The sequence below is a fragment of the Hyunsoonleella flava genome (genome assembly GCF_004310325.1).
Lineage (GTDB): Bacteria > Bacteroidota > Bacteroidia > Flavobacteriales > Flavobacteriaceae > Jejuia > Jejuia flava.
This window is the reverse complement of the sequence record NZ_SIRT01000053.1, coordinates 1-306: the sequence shown is the minus strand read 5'-3', so window position 1 is coordinate 306 and position 306 is coordinate 1. Positions and strand designations below refer to the sequence as shown.

The window sequence follows — 306 nt, the reverse complement described above, 5'->3', positions numbered from 1 at the left end:
GCTGCACCCATGTGCAAAAAACTTTCTTTGGAGCTTGGTGGTAAAAATCCAAACATCATTTTTGCCGATTGCGATTATGATAATATGCTGTAAACCACGGTACGCTCTTCGTTTACTAATCAAGGCCAGATTTGTTTATGCGGAAGTCGTATTTTTGTTGAAAGCTCGATATTTAATCGCTTTAAAAATGATTTTGTTGAAAAGGTAAAGCAACTACACGTTGGACATCCATCAGAAATTCACACTGATATTGGAGCTTTAGTTTCAAAACCACACTTAGAAAAAGTTTTGAAACACATTGATATT

General features: G+C 35.3%; 1 pseudogene. It reads left to right on the top strand.

Features of this window, described 5'->3' with window-relative positions:
• A pseudogene (locus EYD45_RS16610) lies at positions 1-306 on the top strand (aldehyde dehydrogenase family protein); the annotation flags it as partial.